This window comes from Achromobacter xylosoxidans (assembly GCF_001457475.1).
Classification (GTDB): domain Bacteria; phylum Pseudomonadota; class Gammaproteobacteria; order Burkholderiales; family Burkholderiaceae_B; genus Achromobacter; species Achromobacter xylosoxidans.
Genome location: NZ_LN831029.1, coordinates 1,745,547 through 1,770,185, shown reverse-complemented (window position 1 = coordinate 1,770,185; position 24,639 = coordinate 1,745,547). Strand labels below are relative to the sequence as shown.

At 67.5% G+C, this 24,639-nt stretch carries 20 protein-coding genes and 1 other RNA gene; 16 read left to right on the top strand and 5 right to left on the bottom strand.

The window, feature by feature from the left end; genetic code table 11:
• Positions 1-348: 348 nt before the first annotated feature.
• From ompA to ssrA, 5 genes are all read left to right on the top strand, one after another.
• On the top strand, positions 349-942 hold the full coding sequence (ompA, locus tag AT699_RS07935) for an outer membrane protein OmpA (protein WP_006388255.1): 594 nt from the start codon (positions 349-351) through the stop codon (positions 940-942).
• Between the two features lie 146 nt (positions 943-1,088).
• Positions 1,089-1,817, top strand: coding sequence for a bifunctional 2-polyprenyl-6-hydroxyphenol methylase/3-demethylubiquinol 3-O-methyltransferase UbiG (gene ubiG, locus AT699_RS07930; protein ID WP_006388254.1), 729 nt, complete (start codon positions 1,089-1,091; stop codon positions 1,815-1,817).
• Positions 1,814-2,488: an HAD-IA family hydrolase gene (locus AT699_RS07925; protein WP_006388253.1), complete on the top strand. Its 675-nt coding sequence runs from the start codon at positions 1,814-1,816 to the stop codon at positions 2,486-2,488. Before ubiG ends, AT699_RS07925 begins: the two co-directional genes overlap by 4 nt.
• Before the next feature lie 380 nt (positions 2,489-2,868).
• Positions 2,869-4,044 (top strand): MFS transporter, encoded by a 1,176-nt coding sequence (locus AT699_RS07920; RefSeq protein ID WP_024068174.1) that lies wholly within the window; start codon positions 2,869-2,871, stop codon positions 4,042-4,044.
• A 135-nt stretch (positions 4,045-4,179) separates the two neighbouring features.
• Positions 4,180-4,568: a transfer-messenger RNA gene (gene ssrA / locus AT699_RS30865) on the top strand.
• A gap of 61 nt (positions 4,569-4,629) precedes the next feature.
• Here ssrA and AT699_RS07915 read toward each other — a convergent pair.
• A complete protein-coding gene (locus AT699_RS07915; protein ID WP_024068172.1) occupies positions 4,630-5,523 on the bottom strand; it encodes a cation diffusion facilitator family transporter in 894 nt (297 codons plus the stop codon).
• A 488-nt stretch (positions 5,524-6,011) separates the two neighbouring features.
• On the opposite strand from AT699_RS07915, the gene wecB reads away from it, so the two are divergent.
• Genes wecB through AT699_RS07860 form a run of 11 tightly spaced genes read left to right on the top strand, consistent with a single transcriptional unit; the run spans position 6,012 to position 21,174 of the window.
• On the top strand, positions 6,012-7,172 hold the full coding sequence (gene wecB / locus AT699_RS07910) for a non-hydrolyzing UDP-N-acetylglucosamine 2-epimerase (RefSeq protein ID WP_024068171.1): 1,161 nt from the start codon (positions 6,012-6,014) through the stop codon (positions 7,170-7,172).
• Positions 7,173-7,204: 32 nt separating this feature from the next.
• Positions 7,205-9,415, top strand: coding sequence for a cellulose biosynthesis cyclic di-GMP-binding regulatory protein BcsB (locus tag AT699_RS07905; protein WP_024068170.1), 2,211 nt, complete (start codon positions 7,205-7,207; stop codon positions 9,413-9,415).
• A gap of 18 nt (positions 9,416-9,433) precedes the next feature.
• Complete coding sequence (locus tag AT699_RS07900) at positions 9,434-11,131, top strand: glycosyl transferase family protein (RefSeq protein WP_024068169.1); 1,698 nt, start codon at positions 9,434-9,436, stop codon at positions 11,129-11,131.
• The gene (locus AT699_RS07895) at positions 11,128-13,866 is read left to right on the top strand and encodes an NfrA family protein (protein WP_054499369.1); all 2,739 of its coding nucleotides are present in this window, start codon (positions 11,128-11,130) and stop codon (positions 13,864-13,866) included. Before AT699_RS07900 ends, AT699_RS07895 begins: the two co-directional genes overlap by 4 nt.
• 37 nt (positions 13,867-13,903) lie before the next feature.
• Positions 13,904-14,902 carry an alginate O-acetyltransferase AlgX-related protein gene (locus tag AT699_RS07890; RefSeq protein ID WP_006384425.1) on the top strand — a complete coding sequence of 333 codons (999 nt, stop codon included), beginning with the start codon at positions 13,904-13,906 and terminating at the stop codon, positions 14,900-14,902.
• 4 nt (positions 14,903-14,906) lie between these two features.
• Positions 14,907-16,007 carry an alginate O-acetyltransferase AlgX-related protein gene (locus AT699_RS07885; RefSeq protein ID WP_006384426.1) on the top strand — a complete coding sequence of 367 codons (1,101 nt, stop codon included), beginning with the start codon at positions 14,907-14,909 and terminating at the stop codon, positions 16,005-16,007.
• A 6-nt stretch (positions 16,008-16,013) separates the two neighbouring features.
• Complete coding sequence (locus AT699_RS07880; protein ID WP_006384427.1) at positions 16,014-17,594, top strand: MBOAT family O-acyltransferase; 1,581 nt, start codon at positions 16,014-16,016, stop codon at positions 17,592-17,594.
• 25 nt (positions 17,595-17,619) lie between these two features.
• Positions 17,620-17,859, top strand: a complete 240-nt coding sequence (locus AT699_RS07875) for an acyl carrier protein (RefSeq protein WP_006384428.1) — start codon at positions 17,620-17,622, stop codon at positions 17,857-17,859.
• A 22-nt stretch (positions 17,860-17,881) separates the two neighbouring features.
• Positions 17,882-19,357, top strand: coding sequence for an AMP-binding protein (locus tag AT699_RS07870; protein ID WP_006384429.1), 1,476 nt, complete (start codon positions 17,882-17,884; stop codon positions 19,355-19,357).
• Positions 19,354-20,034, top strand: coding sequence for an alginate O-acetyltransferase AlgF (locus AT699_RS07865; protein ID WP_006384430.1), 681 nt, complete (start codon positions 19,354-19,356; stop codon positions 20,032-20,034). The genes AT699_RS07870 and AT699_RS07865 overlap by 4 nt, the downstream gene beginning before the upstream one ends.
• A gap of 9 nt (positions 20,035-20,043) precedes the next feature.
• Positions 20,044-21,174, top strand: a complete 1,131-nt coding sequence (locus tag AT699_RS07860) for an acyl-CoA dehydrogenase family protein (RefSeq protein ID WP_006384431.1) — start codon at positions 20,044-20,046, stop codon at positions 21,172-21,174.
• A 12-nt stretch (positions 21,175-21,186) separates the two neighbouring features.
• On the opposite strand, the gene AT699_RS07855 is transcribed toward AT699_RS07860, so the two are convergent.
• The 4 genes from AT699_RS07855 to AT699_RS07840 all read right to left on the bottom strand — a co-directional run bounded on the left by AT699_RS07855 (position 21,187) and on the right by AT699_RS07840 (position 24,635).
• Complete coding sequence (locus AT699_RS07855) at positions 21,187-22,032, bottom strand: DUF4434 domain-containing protein (RefSeq protein ID WP_411469339.1); 846 nt, start codon at positions 22,030-22,032, stop codon at positions 21,187-21,189.
• A gap of 163 nt (positions 22,033-22,195) precedes the next feature.
• Positions 22,196-22,609 carry a YidB family protein gene (locus AT699_RS07850; RefSeq protein WP_006384432.1) on the bottom strand — a complete coding sequence of 138 codons (414 nt, stop codon included), beginning with the start codon at positions 22,607-22,609 and terminating at the stop codon, positions 22,196-22,198.
• Positions 22,610-22,728: 119 nt separating this feature from the next.
• On the bottom strand, positions 22,729-23,922 hold the full coding sequence (locus AT699_RS07845) for a lytic murein transglycosylase (RefSeq protein WP_024068167.1): 1,194 nt from the start codon (positions 23,920-23,922) through the stop codon (positions 22,729-22,731).
• Positions 23,919-24,635 carry an MOSC domain-containing protein gene (locus AT699_RS07840; RefSeq protein WP_024068166.1) on the bottom strand — a complete coding sequence of 239 codons (717 nt, stop codon included), beginning with the start codon at positions 24,633-24,635 and terminating at the stop codon, positions 23,919-23,921. Before AT699_RS07840 ends, AT699_RS07845 begins: the two co-directional genes overlap by 4 nt.
• Positions 24,636-24,639: the final 4 nt, after the last annotated feature.

The window sequence follows — 24,639 nt, the reverse complement described above, 5'->3', positions numbered from 1 at the left end:
ATTGGGATCGCGGCCCCAAGGGCCCCGAGCGGCCATCGGCGCGGCCCCGCAACCGGATGTCGGCGGCAAGCGGCACCGACGCGTTCGCCAAGGTCCCGCGAGCCTGTTGTCAAAAACCAACATGGCAAACGGATGGAGCGCGGAAAACGTCATATCCAGCACCAATGCGGCTGTCCAGGGAAGCCAAAGCCCCCCAAATGCCTTAAGATTGTTTCCAGCACGCAGGAAACCCAGTAGCTATTCCTTTGAACCAGCTCTTGGCGTTGCTATACTGGCCCCGTTTTCCTGATATGCGGCGGGGGTTCGCTGCGAGTCACTTATCCAGCTTCAAGCTCAACGAGGAGAAACATGAACAAACCCTCCAAATTCGCTCTGGCGCTCGCCTTCGCCGCCGTCACGGCCTCGGGTGTAGCCTCGGCCCAGACCTATCCCCAGACGGTGGACAACTGGCGCAATCCGTTCGGTAACGTTTGGAAGAACGGTACGAACGAACTGTGCTGGCGCGATGCGTTCTGGACCCCGGCCACCGGCATCCCCGGCTGCGACGGCGTTCCGGTTGCCCAACAAAAGGCGAAGCCGGCCCCGATGGCGGCCAAGGTCGTGTTCAACGCTGACACGTTCTTCGACTTCGACAAGTCGACGCTGAAGCCCGAAGGCCGTCAGCTGCTGGACCAAGTCGCCCAGCAAGCTCGCGGTATCGAGCTGGAAACGATCATCGCCGTTGGCCACACCGACTCGATCGGTACGGACGCCTACAACCAGAAGCTGTCCGAGCGTCGTGCCGCTTCGGTCAAGGCCTACCTGGTCAGCAAGGGCATCGATCCGAACCGTATCTACACGGAAGGCAAGGGTGAAAAGAACCCGATCGCTTCCAACAAGACGAAGGAAGGCCGCGCCCAGAACCGTCGCGTTGAAATCGAAATCGTGGGTAGCCGCAAGTAATTGCCGGACTAGCTACAATAAAGGGCCTCGCATAGCGAGGCCCTTTTTTTCGCCTGGCTTGCACCAATGCGGTGCAATCACCCCGGCGCCCACCGGCGCCGCCGTCCCGCTCTATATATAGAGTGCCGCCTTACGCTGGACCGCCCATGAGCACCCACACCTCTGATACCGCCCAAGCCACCGTCAACGCCGACCAGGCCGAACTGGACAAGTTCGGCGCGCTGGCCAGCCGCTGGTGGGACCCTGAAAGCGAGTTCAAGCCCCTGCATGCCATCAATCCGCTGCGCCTGGAATGGATCCAGGAAAGCGTGGGCAGCCTGGCCGGCAAGAAGGTACTGGACGTCGGCTGCGGCGGCGGCATCCTGTCGGAGGCCATGGCGCGCAGCGGCGCGCAGGTCACCGGCATCGACCTGGCCGACAAGTCGCTCAAGATCGCCAAGTTGCACGGGCTGGAATCGGGCGTGAAAGTCGAGTACCGCAAGGTGCCGGTGGAACAGCTGGCGGCCGAGCAGCCCGGCCAGTACGACGTGGTCACCTGCATGGAGATGCTGGAACACGTGCCGGATCCCGCCTCCATCGTGCGCGCCTGCGCGGCGCTGACCAAGCCGGGCGGCTGGGTGTTCTTCTCGACCCTGAACCGCAACCCCAAGTCGTTCCTGTTCGCCATCATCGGCGCCGAATACGTGCTGCGCCTGCTGCCGCGCGGCACCCACACCTACGACATGTTCATCAAGCCGAGCGAACTGGCCGCCGCCGCCCGCGGCGCCGGCCTGGAACCGGTGGGCATGCGCGGCATGGAATACAACCCGATCACGCAAATCTATTCGCTGACGTCCGACACCTCGGTCAACTACCTGATGGCTACCCGCAAATGAGCGCCCTGATCCTGTTTGACTTCGACGGCACGCTGGCCGACACCGCCCCTGACCTGGCCGCCGCCGCCAACCAGCAGCGTACCCGCCGCGGCCTGGAGCCGCTGCCCTACGAAACGCTGCGTCCGGTCGCCTCGCAGGGCGCGCGCGGCCTGCTGCGCGTGGCGCTCGGCCTGAAGCCGGGCGACGACGAGTACGAACCGACCCGCCTGCAGTTCCTGGAAGACTACGCAGCCAGTTCCACCGTCCACAGCAAGCTTTTCCCCGGCATCGAGGCGCTGCTGGCCGACATCCGCCAGCGCGGCCTGTCGTGGGGCATCGTGACCAACAAGGTCACCTACCTGACGCTGCCGATCGTCGAGCACCTGAACCTGACCCGCGACAGCGCCGTGCTCGTCTGCGGCGACACCACCGCCCACGCCAAGCCGCACCCGCTGCCCCTGCAGCACGCCGCGCGCGAGGCCGGCTTCGCCACCGACCGCTGCGTCTACGTCGGCGACGACCTGCGCGACATCCAGGCCGCGCACGCGGCCGGCATGCCGGCGGTGGCGGCAGCTTACGGCTACGTCGGCGAAGACGACGACATCATCAGCTGGGAAGCGGAAACCTGCGCCAACACGCCGGCCGAGCTGTGGTCCGCGATCGAGCCGCTGCTGCCGCGCGATCTGCGTTGATGCACCGGCATCCGCGCCGATCCCCCGCGACCCGCATCGCCGCCCGTCACGGCGACGCGCGGTCCGGATGACAAGGGTTCGGTCGGATTAGTTGACCTGACCGAACAATTTATCCGGTACAAAAGGGTTTATCCCTACCCGCCGGTGAATTAAAGTACGTTTCATGCAAGGCAATCCGGGTGCCTCCCGATTGCCTTTCCCGGCCAATGCCGGATGCCGCGTGGCAACGCCCGCACGGCATTTCTCGTTACGCATCGACGGTTTGCCGCCCTCATGCGCCCGCGCGCCGACGTCTCCCCGGCGCGCAACCTAGACCTGTTAGACCATTCATCCGCCCACTGCGCGTTGCCTCACGGCGTCGCGCGCACCTGGAATTGCCTATGCTTTTGCCCATCCTGCTACTTTCTGCCGCCGGTTTCACCATTCTGACCACCGAATTCCTGATTGTCGGCCTGCTGCCCAGCCTGGCCCGCGACCTCGACGTGACGGTATCCCAGGCGGGGCTGCTGGTGTCGCTGTTCGCCTTCACGGTGGCCGCCACCGGTCCGCTGCTGACCGCGCTGATGGCCAACATCGAACGCAAGCGCCTGTTCATCAGCGTGCTGGTGTTGTTCGGCCTGTCCAACGCCCTGGCGGCGGCGGCGCCGAACATCTGGGTCATGGCGGTGGCCCGCTTCGTGCCCGCCCTGGCGTTGCCGGTGTTCTGGTCGCTGGCCAGCGCCACGGCGGTGGAACTTGTCGGGCCGGCCCGCGCCGGACGCGCCATCTCGATGGTGGCGTTCGGCATCGTCGCCGCGACCGTGTTCGGCATTCCCATCGGCGTGCTGATTTCCGATGCGTTTGGTTGGCGCGCGGCCTTCGGCGTGCTCTCGGCGGTGGCATTCGCCAAGGCGCTGTTGCTGCTGCTGGCCTTTCCCAGCACCCGCATCCGCGCCGAGAGCGTCAAGCTGGTGACGCAGCTGCGCATCCTGCGCAACCCGATCGTGGTCGGCCACGTGCTGCTGTCGCTGCTGGTGTTCACCGGCATGTTCACCGCCTACACCTATCTGGCGGACATGCTGGAGCGGTTGGCCGGTTTCAACGGCCAGATCGTCGGCTGGACCATGATGGCATTCGGCGCCGTTGGCCTGGTCGGCAACACGCTGGGCGGCCGCATGGTCGACCGCAGCCCGCTGGGCGCCACCGCGCTGTTTTCGTCGCTGATGGCGGCGGGCCTGGCATTCGTGGGCCCGGTGATGCAGTCGCATGGCCTGCTGGCCGTGGCCTTGACGGTCTGGGGCATCGCCCAGGCGGCGCTTTTCATCGTCTGCCACGTGCGGCTGATGAAGTCGGCCCCCGAGGCGCCCGCCTTTGCCGCCTCGCTCAACATCTCCGGCGCCAACATCGGCATCGGCCTGGGCGCGGTGGTGGGCGGCCACGTGATCGACCAGTACGGCCTGGCATCGCTGGGCTGGGCGGCGGCGGTCATCGTGGCCCTGTCGGTGGCCCTGGCTTTCGCGCTGATGGCGGCCTCGCACGCGCGGCCTGCCTCCAAGGCGGCCTGCGCCAACGCCTGAAGCGTGCCGCCGGCCACCTGCTCCACCCATGCGCCCTCCCGGGCGGGACGGCGGTGAGGCATCCGCGCCACGCTCGGGCGGGCGGGCGCGGAAAGGCAGCGGACTATCGCGTTTACCAGTACAATAGAAGTTCTTGGGGCCGATCCGGATTCGACGTGGGTCGCGAAACAACTCAGGGCATGCCGAGCACCAGTACGCTCGTTAAACCACTGGAACACTACAAACGCCAACGACGAGCGTTTCGCTCTCGCCGCTTAAGCGGTGAGCCGCTGCACTGATCTGTCCTTGGGTCAGGCGGAGGAAGGCAACTTCCCAGGGGGGCAACCCTCGAACCGCAGCAGCGACATTCACAAGGAATCGGTTTGAACTGGGGTCACACGGTTCAAATTTAAATTACGTGAATCGCTCTGGTCCGGCCTGTCGGTTGGCTAAGTCCAGGGTTAAAACCAAATAGATCGACTACGCATGTAGAACTGGTTGCGGAGGGCTTGCGGACGGGGGTTCAATTCCCCCCGGCTCCACCAAATTTCCGCCATAGCGCCAAATGGCCGACCTTTACGGGTCGGCCATTTTTTTTCGCATCACTCAGTGGATGTGTTCCTGCTCGGAACGATCCGAACGTTCGACCTGCAGCGTCGTGTGGTGCAGGTCGAAATCTTCCTGCAGGCGTCGCTCGATCTCCAGGCGGACGGTTTCGCCGTCGGCGCCCGCCGCCAACACCACGTGGCCGGTCAGGAGCGGCTGCTTCTGCGTGATCGCCCACAGGTGAATGTCATGCACGCTGGCGACGCCGTCGGTGCCGGCGATGGCGTCGCGCACCGCGCCCAGGCTCATGCCGGGCGGCACGCCTTCGAGCAGCAGGTTGATGCATTCGCGCAGCAGCACCCAGGTACGGGGAAAGACCATGAAGCCGATGGCCACGGCCAGCGCCGAATCCACCCAGCGCCAGCCCGTCAACCAGATGATCACGGCCCCGGCGATGACGGCGACCGAGCCCAGCATGTCGGCCCAGACTTCGAGGTAGGCGCCCTTCACGTTCAGACTGTCGTCCTTGGAACCGGCCAGCAGCCGCATCGACACCAGGTTGATCACCAACCCCGCGATGGCCACGGCCAGCATGCCGGCGGACTGGATATCTGGCGGCGCCTCCAGACGGCGCCAGGCTTCGTACAGGATGTAGAAGGCCACGCCCAGCAGCACCAATGCATTGATCGCGGCAGCCAGGATCTCGAAGCGGGCATAGCCGTAGGTGCGCATCAGATCGGCGGCCTTGCGGCCCGCGCGGATCGCGATCAGCGCCAGCAGCAGCGCGATGGCGTCCGTCATCATGTGCATGGCATCGGAGATGAGCGCCAGGCTGCCGGTCCAGAGGCCTCCGACGATCTCGATCACCATGAACGTGCCGGTCAGCGCGAAGGCGATCCAGAGACGCGATTCGGGCAACGCGCGCACGTCACCGTGTTCGTGATTGCCGCTCATGCGCGACCTCGGCGCCGCGCTGCCGACGTGGCCGGCATGGCGCGGACATGCGCGCCGCGAGTGCGGCGCTGACCGCCGGCGGATCGTGGTTTCGATGGCTTCATATGACAGGCGCTCCGGGTTGCTGCCGCGCCGGCCAGGAGATGAGGGCGCGCCGGATGTATGTAAAAGCGTGAAGCCGCTACGGGGTCAAGGCATTTTCGACTTCGCCTTCAAGGAATCACGTAGATGCACACGACCTGTCGTGTTCGTAACCAAAGGAAACTAGCAGGGACATGGGGCGATATGTCATAGACAGCATATTGAAAGATGATGTGACCCCATTTTACGGGTCGAGAGAGTGGGCCGCTTTCATCTTCCCCCGGGGCGCTTCGATAAATCACTGTCAGCTGAACGGAAGTCCGGGAAATTCTCCGACACATATTACGAATACTTTCAAGACATAATAAACGCAAGAAAATGCCACCGGCTCCGGCCGCTTGATTGCGATGAAGATACTTTCCATATTCGGAACGCGTCCTGAAGCCATCAAGATGGCTCCGCTGGTCGCCGCGTTGCAGGAAGAATCCCAGATCGACAGCGTGGTCTGCGTGACCGGACAGCATCGCCAGATGCTGGACCAGGTGCTCGCACTGTTCGATCTGCGCACCCGGCATGACCTGGACATCATGGTGCCCAACCAGACCTTGAACGGTCTGTATGCGCGGTTGATCAGCCAAGTGGACGGGGTATTGGAAAAAGAACAACCGGACTACGTGCTGGTGCATGGAGACACCAGCACCGCGTCGGCTTGCGCGCTGGCCGCATTCCATCGCCGGATACGCATCGGCCATGTCGAAGCGGGCTTGCGCACCGGCAACCTGGCCATGCCCTTCCCCGAGGAAATGAACCGCCGCGTGGTCGATGCGATCGGCGACGCGCTGTTCGCCCCGACCGCCGAGTCGCGCGCCAATCTGTTGCGCGAAAACCTAGCCGGGCGCATCACGGTGACCGGCAATACCGTGATCGACGCGCTGGCGCTGACCTGCGCCAAGCTGGCGCCGGACGGGCCGCTGGCGCGCGGACTCGAGGCCCGCTACCACTGGCTCGATGCGCGGCGCCGCCTGATGCTGGTCACCGGCCACCGGCGCGAGAGTTTCGGCGGCGGCTTCAAGAACATCTGCGCCGCGCTGGCGGAACTGGCCAGGCGCGAGGATCTGCAGATCGTCTATCCCGTGCATTTGAATCCGCAAGTGCGCAACGTCGTGATGAAGGACCTGGCGGGACTGGAACGCGTACACCTGATCGACCCATTGGATTACCTGGACTTCGTCTGGTTTATGCAACGCGCCTATTTGATCCTGACCGACTCGGGAGGCGTGCAGGAAGAAGCCCCCTACCTGGGCAAACCCGTGCTGGTGATGCGCGATGTGACCGAACGCCCCGAGGCCGTGCAGGCGGGCACGGTGGCGCTGGTAGGCACCGACACGCAGCGCATCCTGACCGAGGTCAACCGGCTGCTGGACGACCCCGCCCTGCATGCCTCGTTTTCGCGCCGCATCAATCCCTACGGAGACGGCAAGGCCAGCGGGCGCATCGTCGACGCGCTATGCGGCCGGCCGGTTTCGGAATTCGATCCTCATGGACCGGCCGCCGGCACCGCGGCCTGACGCCCTGCCCTGCATATCCGCCCGGAGTTCCCATGCCAAAACCCTCCTCCTTTTCCGCCCTGACGCTTCGACGCGCGCTGATGGCCGCCGGCCTGTTGCTGCCGCTGGGGACGCTGGCCAGCCCGGCCGGCGACGCACTGCGCCAGTTGCAGGGCGACGATTGGGTGACGCGCAACACCACGCTGGCCGATCTGGGCATCAGCGAGCCGGTGGTCCTGAGCAACAGCGACGCGCGCCATGAGTTCTACGTGCCGGTGCCGCGCGGCGTGCCGATCGCCGACGCCACGCTGAACTTCGATGCCAAATACACCAAGGGCGAGCCGGGCCGTACCAGCCTGGTGCTGTGGGCCGACGGCGTGCCGCTCAATGCGCAACGCATCGCCGACGGCGACGGCAGCATCGCGCACGGCTACACGGTGGACCCGCGACGCCGCGAGACCGGCTTCCTGCGGGTGGGCGTGGACTGGCAATCCGAAATCGCGCTGCGCCACTGCGAAAGCAACCGCGCCACCGCCAACGCGCTGACCATCTCGCCGCAGACGCGCCTGACCTACCGCTACGATGCCTCGGCCATCGGCAACCTGGATGATGCCTGGGGCACGCTGCCCGGCAAGCCGACCCTGATCGTGGCCGGCGCCAAGCTGGACCAGCAGGCCTTCGACAGCGCCTGGCGTGTCGGCGTGGCGCTGGAACGCGCCGGCAAGCGCGTCGCGGTGCGCGCCTTCCCCTCGGTGGGCGACGAGATCGACACGCGCGGCCTGCAGGCGCCGGCCGGGCTGGCGCAGGTGCCGGCCTTCGCCGCGCTGGCGGACAACGGCAAGCACAAGATCGCCAATGCCGCCGAGATCGGCGCTTTGCTGGTGATGGGCGCGCCCGCCGTCGCCGGTGACGTGGTGATCGCCGATGCCACGCTGCGCGGCAAGTTGAACGAAGCGCTGGACGCGTTGCAATCGCAGCTGGCCAACGATGCCGACGCCGCGGCGGCCTTCAAGTCCTGGCGCGAGCGGCGCGTGCCGCTGGCCAACGCCGACATGCAGTCCAAGGAAATCCGCCTGGCCGCGATGGGCCGCCAAGCCGTGATCGCATTGGCCGCCGATGCCGGCGCGCAGGGCGCGGGCGCGTTCGACACGGCCTGGCGACGCATCCTGGTGACGCGCCAGGTGCGGGTCAAGGCCGCGATGCCGCCGGAAACCTTCAAGGACGGCGGCCTGCGCCTGACGGCGCTGGGCGGGTCGCCCAACAGCTTCAACGTGGTCGCCAGCGGCGACTGGACCACGACGTTCCCGTTGGCCGCGGTGTCGGCGGACGGCCGCATGCCCGGCGAATTGGTCATGGACGTCTCGGCCGCGCCCGGCGCCTCGTCGACGCGCCCGGTGGCCTCCGTCTTCTGGAACGGCATCCTGCTGGCCGCCAAACAGCTGGATGCCGACGGTCGCCCCGAGCGTCTGACCGCCCGGGTGCCCGGCTACGTGCTGGGGGTCACCAACGCCGTGCGCGTCACGTTCCAGCGCCAGCCGGTGTCGGTGGACTGCAACGAGATCCCGCAAGGGTATCCGGTGAACGTGCTGCCGACCAGCTACGTCAAGCCGGAAAAGGCCGAACCGGACGGCACCTTCGTCGGCCTGCTGCCGCTGCTTGCTGGCACGCCACAGGTCGTCGTGCCCGACAGCTATCTGGCAAGCGCGCCCGACAACCTCAAGCGCCTGATCGGCATCGCTTCGGCCAGCGGCATTTCGACGACCCGCGCCGAACTGTCCGTGGCCGCCGGCGGCCAGGCCTTCAAGCCGACGCGCCCCTTCCTGGCGATGGAAGTGCCGGTGGAAGGCGCCAAGCCGATGGTGACGGTCACCGATCGCAGGCAACTGCGCGTGGACGGCAAGGACACGACCTGGCTGGACATATCGGGCCTGGAACAGCTGAGCTCGGCCGAGGTGGTCAGCGCCGCGGGCCAGGACGGCGTGTTGTGGCACACCCTGGGGCAGCGGGCCGGCATGCTGGACGCGCCGTTCGTGCTGAACCGCGGCAACGTCGCGCTGATTGGCGCCGCCGGCCCGGTGGCCTGGATCGACAGCGCCAACCCCGACGCCAGCCATCCGCCGGGCGCCGGGGAAAGCGCTTTCTTCGAATGGCGCCGCTACATCTCGTGGAGCGTGCCCGCCATCAGCGTCGGCCTGCTGGTGTTGCTGCTTATCCTGATTGTCGCGATGCGCGTCAGCCGCAGGAAGAACAAGGAAACCCGATAAACCCGGATCGGCCCGCCCATGTCTTCGCTCTACTGGCCCTATCTCATCGCCGACTACTACCGCGGCCTTGAGATCGTGACCGCCGTCGTTGGCGTGATCATCCTGCTTTCGAGCCTGGATGACCTGTTCATCGACGGCTGGTACTGGGTGCGCGAGCTGCGGCGCGCCTTGACGGTCAAGCGCCGCTACACGCCGTTGACGGCAGCGCAATTGCGCGCCAAGGAAGAACAGCCGCTGGCGATCATGGTGCCCGCCTGGCTCGAGTACGACGTCATCGCCTCGATGCTCGAGACGATGGTGTCGACGCTCGAATACAAGAACTACATGATCTTCGCCGGCACCTACCAGAACGACGAACGCACCATCAAGGAAGTCGAGCGCATGCGGCGGCGATATCGCCAGCTGATAAGGGTGGAGGTGCCGCACGATGGCCCGACCTGCAAGGCCGACTGCCTGAACTGGATCGTGCAGGCCATCTTCGCTCAGGACGCCCGCCAGCCCGTGCCGTTCGCCGGCGTCATCCTGCACGACAGCGAGGACGTGCTGCACCCGCTGGAACTGAAGTACTACAACTACCTGCTGCCGCGCATCGACTTCATCCAGCTGCCGGTGACGTCGCTGGAACGCCACTGGTACGAGCTGGTGGCCGGCACCTACATGGACGAGTTCGCGGAATGGCACACCAAGGACCTGGTGGTGCGCGAGAGCCTGTCGAAGATGGTGCCTTCGGCTGGCGTGGGCACCTGCTTCTCGCGTCGCGCACTGGTCGAACTGGCCGCCGAGACCGACAACCAGCCCTTCAACACCGACACGCTGACCGAGGACTACGACATCGGCGCACGGCTGGCGCAGCGCGGCATGCGGCAGATCTTCGGCAAGTTCGGCGTCGAGTACGTGACGCGGCGCAGCGCCTGGTTCGGACTGGGCAAGGAGAAGGTGTCGACCATCCACATGCCGCTTGGGGTGCGGGAGTATTTTCCCAACACCTTCCGCACCGCCTACCGGCAGAAGGCGCGCTGGACGCTGGGCATCGGGCTGCAGGGCTGGCAGCAGGTCGGCTGGACCGGTTCGCTGGCGACCAAATACCTGCTGTTCCGCGACCGCAAGGGCCTGGTGACCTCGTTCATCGCGATCCTGGCATACCTGCTGCTGGCCAACTTCTTCCTGTTCTACCTGGCCGACCTGTTCGGCTGGTGGACCGTGTATTACCCGTCCTACTTCCGCCCGGGCGGCTGGCTGGTGACGCTGATGTGGATCAATGCGGTGGCCTTGCTGCTGCGGGTGGTGCAGCGCGCCTATTTCGTCGGTCGCATGTATGGCTGGGAACACGCGATCCTGTCGATCCCGCGCATGATCGTCGGCAACTTCATCAATGCCATGGCCGCGGCGCGCGCCTGGAAACTGTTCATCGGCCACTTGATCACGGGCAAGCGGCTTGCCTGGGACAAGACCATGCACGATTTCCCGTCCACCGACCAGCTGGCGCAACAGCGCCAGCGCCTGGGCGAGCTGCTGCTGTCCTGGCAGGCGATCGACGAGGACAAGCTGGCGCGGGCGCTGGAGATCCAGTCGCGCGACAAGCGGCCGCTGGGCGAAATCCTGATGGAACAAGGCTGGCTGGACGAAGGCACGCTCAGAGAGGCGATCCACTTCCAGCAAGGCGGCCAGGCCGATATCGCGCCGACGCACGGCGAAAACAAACCCGCGACTCCATGAAGCCATTGACCCGTTCCTTCCTGCTGTCCGCCGCGCTGGCCTGCGCCGGCCACGCCGGGCCCGCCGCCGCGCAGTCGGCGCCACGCGCCGCCGAGGCGCCGCTGGAAGGCGCCGCCTATCAGTTCGCCGACGAGGGCTACAAGAGCTACGACGCGGGCAACTACGCGCAGGCCCAGCAGCAGGCCGAATCGGCCATCGCACTGCGCCCGGACGTGGAGCGGCTGCGCCTGCTCCTGATCTACGCGCTGCAGAAGCAGGGCAAGCTGCGGGAGGCGGACAAGGCCGCCGCCGACGCCATCGAGAGCGGCCTCGATACCCCCGCCTTGCGCCAAGCGCGCGCCAATCTGCGACCGCGCACCGCGCCGGCCGCCGCCGCGGGCGGCGGCGCGCCCGGCACCACCGCCGCCTATCGTCGCGGCTTCCCGATAGCCACGCGCGCCTACGCCGACTACAACCGCGGCGACTACGTTGCCGCGCAGCGCGGCGCCGAGCAGGCCTTCCGCATCGACCCCAAGCAGGGGCCGTGGGCCATGTTGTGGCTGGATGCGCTGGAAGCCCAGGGCAAGTACGCCGAGGCGCAGGCCGCCGCCGACAAGGCCATCGCGCTCGGCGCCCCCAACAAGAACGACCTGACCGCGCGCCGCGCCACGATGCAACGCCGCCTGGCCATCAAGCCCGCCGAACAGGGCTACCAGGCGCTGATCGCAAACCGACCCGGCGACGCGGTGCCGCTGGCGCGCGAGGCCGTGGCGCTGGCCCCGGATACCGCCAGCCACCGCCTGCTGTTGATGACCGCGCTGATGCTGGACAACCAGCTGGGCGCGGCCGAGGACGCCGCCACCGACGCGCTCGGGCAGGATGACGAGAACACGGTGGCGCTGGTGATGCGCGCCTACCTGCGCCAGCGCCAGGGCAAGACCGACGAGGCCAATGCCGATTTCGATGCCGCGCTCAAGCAGGACTGGCTGGACGACGACCAGCGCCGCAATGTGCGCCTGATCGCGGCCGACGCCGCGCTCGCCGGCGGCGAGACCAAGCGCGCGCTGGCGCTGCTGGAGCCGCTCGGGGCCAAGGACGAAGCCGCCGCAGCCCGTATCAAGCGGGCGCGCTCGGCGCCCACCGTGCCGGCCACGCTGACGCTGGCCAACTACCCGGCGCCGCTGCAGGATTGCCGCGATACGCCTTACGGCACGTCCTGCGAACTGCTGCCGTCGGACGCCGCCGGCAGCGGCGGCCCCGCGGCGCTGGCCTACGCCGCCTATGCGCGCGAGGACTACCAGGAAGCCATTGCGCAGGCGCGCAAGGCCGCCGAGCAGGATCCCGCCAACAAGGAATTGCAGCGCCTGCTGACCACCACGCTGGCCGCGGGCAACGCGGCGCAATTGGCCGAGGCCGAGAAACGCATGGGCGAAGCGCTGTCCGCGCAGCCCGACGACCCCGCCCTGCTGATGCAGCGCGGCTACCTGCACCAGCGCATGGGCAAACCCCGCCTGGCGCTGGAGGACTTCCAGGCGGCCCGCGCCACCGGCAAGGCGCCGCCGACCGTGATCCTGGACGAAGGCTATGCGTTGTCGGGCGTCGGCGACAAACGCGGCGCCGTGGAGAAACTGAAACAGGCCATCGACGAGGCCGATGCCGGCAAACTGGAATTGACACCGCAACAGCGCTACGACACGCGCAGCGGCATCGCCGGCCTGTCGCGCGAATGGGGCGGCTACGTTTCCGCCGGTTATCGCGGCGCGCGGCCGGCGTCTTCCGGGCTCGGGGGCGCGGCGATCACGGTGCCGGGCGATGCGGTGTTCAGCACCGCCGAGATTTTCTGGCGGCCGTCCGACTTCCTCAACTCATCGACGCGCACGTTCGAACTGTATGGACGGCTGTCCAATACGCTGTACGACAACGGCAGCCGCACCAAGAGCCAGACCGTCAGGAACCGTTGCGGCGAAGGGGTGATCGATGTCGCGGGCCAGAACAACGACGGCATCGCCGGCATCCCCACCACCGTCGGCTCGCTCGGCATGCGCTTCACGCCATCCACCGAGGTGGGGCTGACCTTCGGCCTGGAGCGCCAGTTCAACCTCGGAACGGCGACGCGCACCGGCATCCTCACTCCGCGCTCGACCGATACGTTCTGCGGCCTGAACAGCGCCAACCAGACCGCCCACTACAAGGCGGACGCCGGCAGCGGAGGCTGGCTGGCCTACGTCACCTACGGCCTGTACGAAGGCACGACGTTGCGCATCGACCGGCCCGACTGGTTCACGATGGAAGGCTATGTGCAGGCCGGGTATTCCTGGCAGGACATGCCGGCCCGGTTCTGGCTGCGCGACAACGCCACCGGCAAGGACTCGGACAGCGTCCGCGGCAAGCTCAAGCGCGACCAGGCGTTCGGCGCGGGGGAATTGCGGATCGGGCGCAGTTATCGCCTGGACGCCATCAGCGAAAAGCTGGTGTTCTTTCCCTATGGGGTGATCGGCGCCGACTGGCTGTGGACCAACAACAAGGTGACCGGTGTCCAGCTGGGCGACAGCAGCACCCATCCGCTGCAAGGCAACGGATCGAGCTGGTCGCTGGGCGCGGGCCCCGGCTTCAACCTGCGCTACTGGTTCCGCGAGGATCACTACAACGCGCCACGCTCCTACCTGGACCTGACCACCCAATACCGTTTCAACATCGGCGGCGGCCAGGCCGACCGGGCCAAGGGCCTGTTCATCAACCTGACCCTGTCCTACTGAGCCCCGCCGATCCGTATCCATGAAGGAATCCGCAAACATGACTACCGCTATCCGCCCCCTGCCCCGCCGCCCGCGCCTGGCGTCGGCCCTGTGCGGCTTGCTGCTGGCGCTGGCCGCCGCGGGCGCCCAGGCGCAGCGAGCCTCGTCCATCGTCATCCAGGGCAAGGACAACTGGCTGTTCCCGGGCTGGGGCAGCCTGACCCAGGTGGATACGCGCGGCATCGACGCCGCCACCCAGCTGGTGCGCGAAACCCGCGACGCGCTCGCCGCCAGGGGCGTCCAGCTGGAAGTGCTGGTACTGCCAGACAAAACGCTGTTCTACCAGGACAAGCTGCCGGACGGCACGACGCTGAGCGCCGATGTCAGGAAGCGCTACCAGACCATACAGGACAAGCTCAAGGCCGCCGGCATCTCCACCATCGACGACGAGGCCGTGCTGCGCCGCCTGAAGGATGGCGGCCAGGATGTGTTTTATCGCACGGACCAGCACTGGACCCAGGCCGCCGCCGACGCCACCGCCGAGGCCCTGGCCCAGCGCATCAGGCAGGACGTGAAGACGCTGGCCGGCAAGCCGGGCACCGGCATGGCGCTGGGCAGCGTGGTCAACGAACGCCGCTATGGCGATCTGGCCGAACTGTTCCTGACGCCCGAACAGCGCAAGCAGGCGGGGCGCGAGACCTTCACCGTGCGCCGCCAGGCCGACAACCAGAGCCTGATCGATGACGCGCCCGCCCCGGTACACGTGACCGGGCACAGCATGGTGCAACCCTACTTCGGCTTTCCGCAGAAGCTGTCCAATCTGCTGGATCGCCCCGTTTCCGTGAATTGGAAGCCCGGCAACGTCGGCCACTGGATCATGCTGCTGGAATACCTGGAGTCGCCCGCCTTCAAGCAGAACAGGCCGCAGGTGCTGGTGTGGCAGATGTTCGAGCCCACCTATGCGCAGGGCCCCGATGCCAAGGGGCTGTGGGACAACGCCTCCATCATGACCGCCGACGCCTGGCGCGGCCGCATGAAGGCGGCGGTGGGGCAATAGCGCCGTGGCGCAACCCGACAAGGCGGCGCCGCCCGAGACGGGCCATCGGCGCAACGCGATCGTGATCGGCGTGCTGCTGGCGCTCGGCCTGGGCTGGGGCGCCTGGTGCCTGGCGCAAGCCAGGCTGGGGGCCGCCGACGTCGCGCCCACGGCCTGGATGAACGGCACCGCGGGGACCGTGCTGAACCAGTCGCTGCGGCTGCCGGCGCAGGGCGCGGTCAACACCTGGAATGCCGCGATCCGCTACCGCCTGCTCGGCGACCTGGGCGAGCAGGTGGCCATGGGCTGCCCCCAATGGCTGTTCTACCGTGACGGCCTTCGGCCGCAACCCGGGGTGCATGTCTTCGATGAGCGCCTGCGCCTGATGCGCCACTGGGTCGAACAACTGCGCCAGCGGCAGGTGCGGCTGCTGGTGGTGGCGGTGCCCGACAAGTCGCGCATCGAGGCCGATCACCTGTGCGGCCAGACCGTCTCGCTGCCGATGCGGCGCACGCTGGACGACTGGAATGCCGCCCTGCATGCGCAGGGCGTGCCGTTCGTCGATCTGCGCGACGCCCTGGCACAGGCCGAAGCGCCGCGCTACTTCCGCACCGACGTGCACATGAACGCCACCGGCGCGCAGGCCGCGGCCGCGCGCGTGGCGCAGGCCGCCCTGCCGCTGCTGGGCGGCTCCGGCGCCCAGGCCTTCAAGGAAGATCCCGCGGGTGCGCCGCAGCCGCGCATGGGCGACCTGATCGTGCTGGCAGGGCTGGAGCAGGCACGACCTGGCTGGCGCCCCGATCTGGACCTGGCCGAGCCGCGGAAGATCGAACCGGTGCGCGGCGGCGGGCTGCTCGATGACACGCCACCGGTGGAGGTGTTGCTGGCCGGCAGCTCCAACGGCCGCCGCAGCAATTTCGCCGAGCGGCTGGGCATGGGACTGGGGCGCGAGGTCTGGAACCTGAGCCTGGATGGCGGGCAGTTTTCCGGGGCCTTGCTGGTGGCCCTCAAGCAGCGCGAGCAATGGCCCAAGAGCCTGAAGCTGGTGATCTGGGAGTTTTCGGAAATGGCGCTGTCGCTGCCGCTGACCGACGACGAGAAATCCGTGCTGGCCCGACTGCCCTGACCGAAGATGCTATTCAACTCCTACCTGTTCCTGCTGATCTTCCTGCCCATCACGCTGGCCGTGTACTACGGCGCGGGCCGCTTCAATCTGCGGTTGGCGGCATTGTGGCTGTGCCTGACCTCGTTCGTCTTCTACGGTTGGTGGAACCCGCAGTTCGTGGTGCTGCTGGCGGGTTCGATCGCTTTCAACTTCCTGGTCAGCCTGCTGATCCTGCACACCGCGGCACGGCCCCGGTTGCAGGGGCTGATCGTGGGACTGGGCGTGGGCGCCGACCTGGCGCTGCTGTTCCACTACAAATACTTCGCGACGCTGCTCAATTTCCTGACCGACCTGGGCATGACCAGTTCGACCATGGACGCGATCATCCTGCCGCTGGGCATTTCGTTCTTCACCTTCACCCAGATCGGCTACCTGCTGGATTGCCGCGCGGGCGTGGTCAAGGAACGCAGCCTGCTCAGCTACGTGCTGTTCGTGACCTTCTTCCCGCATCTGATCGCCGGCCCGATCCTGCATCACAAGGAGATGATGCCGCAGTTCGCGCAGCCCGAGAATTACCGCTTCAAGGCCGAGAACCTGTCGGTGGGCGGCATGCTGTTCGTGATCGGCCTGGCCAAGAAAGTGCTGCTGGCCGATGGCATCGCGCCTTACGCCGATGCCGGTTTCGCCGCGCCTGGCGAACTGCAGTTCTGGGGCTCGTGGGGCGCCAGCCTGTGCTATGCCTTGCAGCTGTATTTCGACTTCTCCGGCTATTCGGACATGGCGCTAGGCCTGGCCAAGATGTTCGGCATCCGCTTCCCGCTGAACTTCAACTCGCCCTACAAGGCGGGCAGCATCATCGAATTCTGGGCGCGTTGGCACATGACACTCACACGCTACCTGACCGCCTATCTCTACTACCCGGTGGCCATGGCCATTTCGAAATGGCGCACCGATCGCAATCTGCCGGTCGGGGCGCAGGGCGTGGCCACGGCGGGCGGTTTCCTGGCCAGCATCGTCACGCCGACGCTGTTCACGATGGCGCTGGCCGGCGTCTGGCACGGCGCCGGCTTCCAGTTCCTGGTATTCGGCCTGCTGCACGCCATGTACCTGTCGGTGAACCACGCCTGGCGCATCTTCGTGGTGGGCCGCAAACCCGCCGCCGCGCGCAACCTGAACGTGGTCAAGCGAGCCGCCTGCGTGCTGCTGACCTTTGTCGCGGTGCTGGTGGCGCAAGCGTTCTTCCGCGCCCACGGGGTCGGCGACGCCATGCTGCTGATGCAGGGCATGATCGGCCTGCGCGGCATGGAAACGCTGGACCTGGCCACCCACGTCAGCGGCCTGGCCTGGGGCGATGCCTGGCGCGTGCTGGTCGGCCACCACCTGCAGTTGATCTATGCTGTGGTGCTGCTGGGCATCGCCTGGTTCGCGCCCAATGCGCACCAGATCCTGGGCCGCTACTCGCCGGCGCTGTTCAAGCCGCAGGAAGCGCCTTCGCCCTGGATGCGCTGGCGTCCCAACCTGCCCTGGCTGGCCGCGATGCTGGCCCTGCTGTTCTTCTGCCTGGTCAACCTGCACAAGGAAACCCGGTTCCTCTATTTCCAATTCTGACCGCGGCGCGGTCGCGGAGTACGCTATGGACATCAACGATATCGAAGCCAAGGTGGCCGACCTCATCGAAGGCATCATCCTCACCAAGGTCGATCCCGATACCCTGCTGATCGAATCCGGGCTGGTGGATTCGCTGGCCGCCGTGGACGTGGCGTTGGCGGTGGAACGCCAGTTCGGCTGCAAGATCCCGCCGACCGAGATCGACGTGCACCTGGAGTCGGTGCACACGCTGGCGGCCTTCATCGCGGAGCACGCGCGCGCCTGACGTCTTCCTGGGGGGCAGCATCATGCGTTTCGACTTCAACGCCTACGATTTCGCCGATACGGCCGTCGCTGCCGACGCCATCGCGGTGGTCGACGCGCAGGGCGCGTTGACCTGGGCAGCGCTGCGCGCCGCCACGCAGGCCTGGGAACAGGACGCGCTGCGCGCCGGGGTCACCGCCGGCGTGCCGCTGGTGATCTCCGGCCACAAGGAAGCCGCCTTCCTGGTGGCGATCCTGGGGTGCCTGCGGCTGCGGGTGCCATTCGTGCCGGTCGACGTCATCAACCCGCCCGAACGCATCGCCCGCATCGGCGAACTGGTGCGCGCCGGCCTGCGCTACGACGCCCAGGCCAACACCTTCGCCGCCGGTTGCGCCAGCCCCGCGCCGCTGGCCGAGGCCGGACTGGCCTACATCATGTTCACCTCGGGCAGCACCGGCGACCCCAAGGGTGTGCAGATCGGCCGCGAAAGCGTCACCCTCTTCGCAGGCTGGATCCGCGACTGTCTGAACCTCGGCCCGGCGCCCGCGTTCATGGACCAGATGCTGTTCAGCTTCGACTTCTCGCTGTTCAACTGGGTCGGCGCGCTGGAACTGGGCGGCGCCTGCGTGCTGTGCCCGCGCGAGACGATCGCGCAGCGCGACCGCTTCGTGCAATACCTGGCCGACACCGGCATCAACGTCTGGGCCTCGACGCCGTCGTTCGTGCGCCAGCAGCTGTTCAACCCGGATTTCGACCACGCCCACCTGCCGCGGCTGCGCGCCTTCGTATTCGGCGCCGAGTCGCTCACGCCGACACTGGCCGAGGAGCTGTGGCAGCGTTTTCCGGACGTTCGCATCATCAACTCGTACGGCCCCACCGAGGCGACCTGCTCCACTACCTGGGTCGAGATCGACCCCGCCCTGCGCGCCCAGGCGCCCAACCCCTTCCCCATCGGCCGCGCCAAGCCGTATGCCGAGGTCTTCATCGAGAACGGCGAAATCAGCATTGCCGGCGACCACGTCATGCGCGGTTACCTCAATCGCCCGGACCTGAACGCCTCGCGCATGTTCACGCGCAATGGCAAGCGCGGCTATCGCAGCGGCGACCTGGGCGAGATCGATGCGCGCGGCCTGGTGACGTTCCGCGGCCGCATCGACGACCAGATCAAGTTGCACGGCTACCGCATCGAACTGGCCGAGATCGATGCCGCCATCGCCGCCCTGCCCGGCGCGCGCGCGGGCGCCACCGTCGCGCTGCGGCGGCCCGATGGCGCTATCATCCGTCTCATAGGATTCGTCGAACCGGCCGAGCCCGGCGCCGCGGGCCTGCAGCCGCTGTCCGCCGCGCTGGCGGACTGGAAAGCCCTGTTGGGCCGCAAGCTGCCTCCCTACATGATCCCGTCCGAACTGGTGGCCTGCCACCGCTTCCCGACGACCAGCACCGACAAGGCCGACCGCAAGCAGCTCGAGCGCATGTATCTCGACGCCCGCCTCAGCAAGAAACCGGAGCCGCAAGCATGATCCGTCGCACCCATTTCCCCATCCTGGCATTGACGCTGGCGCTGGCCAGCGCCAGCGCCGCCACGCAGGCCGAAGGCGTGCTCGCCCAGCTGTATGCCGCCCGTCCGCCGGCCGGCTCATCGTTCGTGCGGGTCGTCAATCCCGAAACGGGTCCCGTGCGCGTGCAGATCGCCAACGGTCCATCGCAGGAAATCAGCCCGACCCAGCCCGCCAGCACCTACGCCATCGTCAAGGGCAACCAGCCGTTCAACCTGCTGATCGACGGCAAGCCGGCGGCCAGCCTGCAGGTCAAGCCCGACACCTTCACCACGCTGGTGGTGCGGCGCGACGGCGTCAATGTCAGCTACACGGCCATCGACGACAGCAATGGCGCCCAGGACGCGCTCAAGGCCGAGCTGCGCTTCTACAACCTGGCGGCCGATTGTCCCGGCGCCAAGCTCGAGGTGAGCCCGACCGGCCCCACGCTGTTCCAGGACGTCCAGCCGGGTGCATCGATGGCGCGCGCCATCAACCCCGTCAGCGCCACGCTGGCAGCGGGCTGCGGCACCGTGCTCTCGCCCTCGCTGGCCCTGCCGGCCCTGCAACCCGGCGATCACTACAGCCTGTTCCTGACCGGCAGCGCCACCGCGCCCACCCTGCACGGCCAGGCCAGCGCCACGGACCCCTACGGCAAGTAAGGAGGCCGCATGCGCCGCGTATTCCGGGACGACCACGAACTCTTTCGCGACCAGGTCCGGCGCTTCGTCGCCCAGGAGATCGCGCCGCACTACGCCGAATGGGAAAAGGCCGGCATCGTGCCGCGCTCGCTGTGGCGCCGCGCCGGCGCGGAAGGCCTGCTCAACTGCGCCCTGCCCGAACCCTACGGTGCCGGCGGCGATTTCGGCCATGCCGCCGTCGTGATCGAGGAACTGGCTCGCGCGAATTTCCTCGGCATCGGCTTCTCGATCCATTCCGACATGGTGGCGCCGTATCTGGACGCCTTCGGCACCACCGCGCAGAAGGAACGCTGGCTGCCCGCCATGGCGCGCGGCGACATCATAGGCGCGATCGCCCTGACCGAACCGGGCGCGGGCAGCGACCTGAAGGCGGTGCGCACGCGCGCGCGCCGCGACGGCGACCACTACGTCCTGGACGGCCAGAAGACCTTCATCACCAACGGCGTCAATGCCGGCCTGGCGATCGTGCTGGCCAGCACCGATCCCGACCTGGGCGCGCGCGGCCTGTCGCTGTTCTGCGTCGAGGAAGGCCAGCCCGGCTTCACCAAAGGCACGCCGCTGAGCAAGATCGGCCAGCATTGCCAGGACACCTGCGAGCTCTATTTCGACGGGCTGCGCCTGCCCGTCGATTGCCTGCTGGGGCGCGAGAACAACGCCTTCGAATACCTGACCCAGGAACTCGCGCGCGAACGCCTGGCGATCGCGCTGCGCGCCGGCGCCTCGCTCGAAGGCATGATCGACGAAGCCGCCGAGTACACCCGCAACCGCAAAGTCTTCGGCCGCCGCGTCATCGACTATCAGAACTCGCGCTTCAAGCTGGCCAGCGCCCGCGCGCAGGCCACCATGCTGCGGGTGTTCCTGGACGACTGCCTGGAAAAGCACATGGCCGGCGAACTCGACGCCACGCGGGCGGCGATCGCCAAGCTCAATGCCACCGAAATGCAGGGCGCCATCCTGGATGACCTGCTGCAGCTCTATGGCGGCTATGGCTACATGGCCGAATACGGCATCGGCCGCGCCTGGGCCGACGCGCGCGCCCTGCGCCTGTTCGGCGGCACCAGTGAAATCATGCGGGAAATCATCGGCCGCGGCTTCGCCTGAAGCCGCGTGGCGTCAGACGCGCGCGGCCATCCAGGCGTCCATCAACGCGCGGGCCTCCGGCGTGTCGCCGATGACCCAAGGGTCGAGGGTGAATGCCACGATGCGCTTGGCGCCGTAGCCGCGGGCCACGTCCCATTGCTGCCTGACCCGGTTGAAATCGGCCGAGCGCGCCTTGAACGTGGTGCCGTCCGTCTTGCCCGACGGCAATTCCTCGAACAGCTCCATGACCAGGTCGAACGCGGCGCGGCGCTTGAGCAACATGTCGTGCAGCGGCTCCAGCGCCTGGTAGTTGGCCAGGCCCGCCACGCCCACGCCGTCCTGGATCATCGGATGGATGCGCACTTCGTCCAGCACCCGTGACCACAGTTGCATCAACGAGCCGGTGCCGCCGAGCCGGCTATGGTAGGTCGAGACCGACGGGATGCGATGGCAGCTGGCCAGCGAGGCGCGGGTGAAAGCGTCCAGCCATGGCACCAGCAGCGCCTGGCGCTCCGGCCGGGCCCAGTTGTACTGCTCCAGTTCGTACGGCACATACCAGCCGCGGAAATTGCGGCGCTCGGGCCAGGCGGCCGCGCGCATGTAGGCAACGCCGCGATCGCGGGTGTGGTCAAGGTAGGCCGCCAGCGCCGCGTCGTCGGGCGCGGCCAGCATGTTCCACCAGCGCTGATCGTAGGGCAGGCCCACATGCACGCCCAGGCCGCTACGGTCGGCTTCGTCGAAGATGGCATCCAGCATCGACCGCGGCGCCATCCAGTCATCCGGCCGGCCGCCTTCCAGGCCGACCCATTGCAGGAAAATCTCGCGGCAACCCAGCCGCCGGTAGGTGGCGATACGGCACCGCCATTCATCGCGCGTCAGGTCGAGATGGCTGAGCCACAGTTGCAGAAAGGTCGCGTTCAGCGAGATCGGCGGCGCGCAGGCCGCCAGGGGCGCAAGCGCGCCCAGCGCCGCCGCCTGCAGCAGGCGGCGGCGCGCCAGCGATTGAAGCCGCGGGCGCGTCAGGGAAAGGCCCCTTGCCGGATCAGCCGCGATTGCCGAACAGGCCGGACAGCGAAGCCAGCAGGTCGGTCGGATTGAAGGACTGGCCCGGCTCGACGGCGCCCTCGGGCGTGGCCTTGTCGACCAGCTGCGGCAGCAGCGCGGACAGCGAGCCCAGCACCGAACCGGTGTCCTGCCCGGTCTTGGCGGCCAGTTCGTTGACCACGCCGGGATCCAGCACCCGGCCAAGCTGATCGGCGCTGACCGGCAGGTTCTGGCCCTTGCCGATCCATGACGCGACGATTTCACCCAGGCCGCCCTGCTGGAAGCTGGCGATCAGGCCGGACAGGCCGCCGGGGTATTTGTTCAGTTGTTCGATCAAGGCCGGCAGCAACGAGGCCGAGCCCCCTTGCTGACCGCCGCCAGCCATCGAGGCCAGGGTATCCAATAGACTCATCGCCGTGCTCCAGGAAAATCGGAAATCCAGTATAGGCCCATGACGCCGCGCATTCCGTCATCCAAAGGATACCGGCCCCGATCTTTGCAAAACTTGTCCTTTGGCGCGCCGGCCGCGCCTCAGGCCGCCTCGCGCAGGGCCCGCAGCGCCTTCTGACCGGCGCGGCCATCGGCCGGCAGGCCCAGGGCGCGCTGCGCCGCCCGCAGCGCCTCGCGCGTGCGTTCGCCGATCATGCCATCGGGTTCGCCCAATTCATAGCCACGGGCAATCAGCAGCCGTTGCAATTCGCGCCGCTCGGCCCGCGACAGGCCGGGATCGTCCGTCGGCCAGGCCTGCGCCAGCGGCCCGCCGCCGCGCAGGCGGTCCGACAGGTGCGCGATCGCCAGGGCGTAGCTCTCGGCCGCGTTGTACGAGTACAGCGCATCGAAGTTGCGCGTCACCAGGAAGGCCGGCCCCGTGGGCCCGGCAGGCAACAACAGGCCTGCCGGGGCCTCTCCCGGCGGCAACGGCGTCCCGTCGACCCGCGTCACGCCCTGGCCGCGCCAGGACGACAGCGGCCGCTTGTTCTTGCGCCCGGCGCCGGCCGTGGCCAGGCCCGCGGGCAGCCTGACCTCATAGCCCCAGTCCAGGCCGCTGTTCCAGCCGGCCCGCTTGAGGAAATTGGCCGTGGACGCCAGCGCGTCCGGCACGCTGTCGATCAGGTCGCGGCGGCCGTCGCCGTCGAAATCCACCGCCAGCCGCAGGTAGGTCGACGGCATGAACTGGGTCTGGCCAAAGGCGCCCGCCCAGGACCCCTTGAGCTTGTCCGGGTCGATGTGCTCGTCCTGGATGATCTTGAGCGTGGCGTAGAACTCGCCGCGGAAGTACGCCTGCCGGCGGCCGAAGCACGACAGCGTCGACAGCGACGTCAGCAGCGGCCGGCCGCCCAGTGTGCGGCCGTAATTGCTCTCGACGCCCCACACCGCCGCGATGGTGGCGGGATCCACGCCATAGCGCGATGCGGCGCGATCGAGTTCGGCACGCCAGCGCGCGATACCTTCCTTGCCGTCGGCGACGCGCTCGTCGTCGACCAGCGCCGCCATGTAGTCCCAGATCGGCGTCTTGAATTCCGGCTGGGCGTCCAGCAGGCCGATCACGGCCATGTCGGGCGCCAGGTTGGCGGTGTGCGTGGCGAAAGTGGCGCCGGACACGCCGGCCTTGGCCGCGGGCGCGCGCAGGCCGGCCAGGCAGGTCGCGAACGCGTCGGCGGCCTGCGCGGAAGTGGACAGCGTCAGCGCCAGGGCGGCCAGCGACGCGGCGTAGCGGATTTTCATGTCGAAGGAGTTCCCGTGGAAGCGTCGGCCGGGTCGCCCTGCAGGCGCCGCTGCCAGTCTTCGACCTGGCCCAGCCGGGCGCGCTTCTCGAACAGCGCGCGCCAGTTGGGCGACAACGCCGGCAGCGCCGCCAGCTCGGCCAGCGTCGGCAGGTCCAGCACCCGGCGGTTGAGAATGTCCTGGATGCGGGCCAGCGACCATTGTGGATGGAGGCGGTCGCGCAGCGACAGCGTATCGCCCGGCGCCAGCCAACCCTCGCGCAGCACGCGGTAGTACCAGCCGGTCTTGCCGCTGGCCTGCACCTGGGCCGACATGCCCTGGTGCGCGAAACGGTGGTTCAGCTTCCAGCATGGCTGGCGTGCCTGGGATACCTGTATCAGCGCCCCGCCCACCGCGTACGTGTCGCCCACGCAGACATCTTGTTCGGTCATGCCGTGAGTGGAGAGATTTTCGCCGAACGCACCCGGGGCGCGCAGCACGGCGCGTTCGCCCAGTTCCCGCAGCCATGCGGGATAGTGCTCGCGGGCATAGTGATGCAGCGCCTTCTCCGGGCCGCCGTGAAAGCGGCGGTCAGCATGTTCGTCGCCGCGCAACCCCTCCAGGCCGAGCCACAACGGCCCTTCGACCGGATGCTTGTCGATGCCGCTGTCGCGGCCGGAATCCCCCAGCGGGCGCACCGCCCCCGCCAGCAGCGCGTCGATCACGATTTCCATGCCG

Excerpts from the sequence above, each read along its gene's own strand:
- AT699_RS07875 (WP_006384428.1), top strand. The coding sequence starts at position 17,620 with ATGGACATCAACGATATCGAAGCCAAGGTGGCCGACCTCATCGAAGGC.
- AT699_RS07905 (WP_024068170.1), top strand. The coding sequence starts at position 7,205 with ATGCCAAAACCCTCCTCCTTTTCCGCCCTGACGCTTCGACGCGCGCTG.
- AT699_RS07870 (WP_006384429.1), top strand. The coding sequence starts at position 17,882 with ATGCGTTTCGACTTCAACGCCTACGATTTCGCCGATACGGCCGTCGCT.
- AT699_RS07845 (WP_024068167.1), bottom strand. The coding sequence starts at position 23,922 with ATGAAAATCCGCTACGCCGCGTCGCTGGCCGCCCTGGCGCTGACGCTG.
- AT699_RS07895 (WP_054499369.1), top strand. The coding sequence starts at position 11,128 with ATGAAGCCATTGACCCGTTCCTTCCTGCTGTCCGCCGCGCTGGCCTGC.
- AT699_RS07840 (WP_024068166.1), bottom strand. The coding sequence starts at position 24,635 with ATGGAAATCGTGATCGACGCGCTGCTGGCGGGGGCGGTGCGCCCGCTG.
- AT699_RS07900 (WP_024068169.1), top strand. The coding sequence starts at position 9,434 with ATGTCTTCGCTCTACTGGCCCTATCTCATCGCCGACTACTACCGCGGC.
- AT699_RS07890 (WP_006384425.1), top strand. The coding sequence starts at position 13,904 with ATGACTACCGCTATCCGCCCCCTGCCCCGCCGCCCGCGCCTGGCGTCG.
- ubiG (WP_006388254.1), top strand. The coding sequence starts at position 1,089 with ATGAGCACCCACACCTCTGATACCGCCCAAGCCACCGTCAACGCCGAC.
- AT699_RS07915 (WP_024068172.1), bottom strand. The coding sequence starts at position 5,523 with ATGAGCGGCAATCACGAACACGGTGACGTGCGCGCGTTGCCCGAATCG.
- wecB (WP_024068171.1), top strand. The coding sequence starts at position 6,012 with ATGAAGATACTTTCCATATTCGGAACGCGTCCTGAAGCCATCAAGATG.
- AT699_RS07880 (WP_006384427.1), top strand. The coding sequence starts at position 16,014 with ATGCTATTCAACTCCTACCTGTTCCTGCTGATCTTCCTGCCCATCACG.
- AT699_RS07860 (WP_006384431.1), top strand. The coding sequence starts at position 20,044 with ATGCGCCGCGTATTCCGGGACGACCACGAACTCTTTCGCGACCAGGTC.
- AT699_RS07850 (WP_006384432.1), bottom strand. The coding sequence starts at position 22,609 with ATGAGTCTATTGGATACCCTGGCCTCGATGGCTGGCGGCGGTCAGCAA.
- AT699_RS07865 (WP_006384430.1), top strand. The coding sequence starts at position 19,354 with ATGATCCGTCGCACCCATTTCCCCATCCTGGCATTGACGCTGGCGCTG.
- AT699_RS07925 (WP_006388253.1), top strand. The coding sequence starts at position 1,814 with ATGAGCGCCCTGATCCTGTTTGACTTCGACGGCACGCTGGCCGACACC.
- ompA (WP_006388255.1), top strand. The coding sequence starts at position 349 with ATGAACAAACCCTCCAAATTCGCTCTGGCGCTCGCCTTCGCCGCCGTC.
- AT699_RS07920 (WP_024068174.1), top strand. The coding sequence starts at position 2,869 with ATGCTTTTGCCCATCCTGCTACTTTCTGCCGCCGGTTTCACCATTCTG.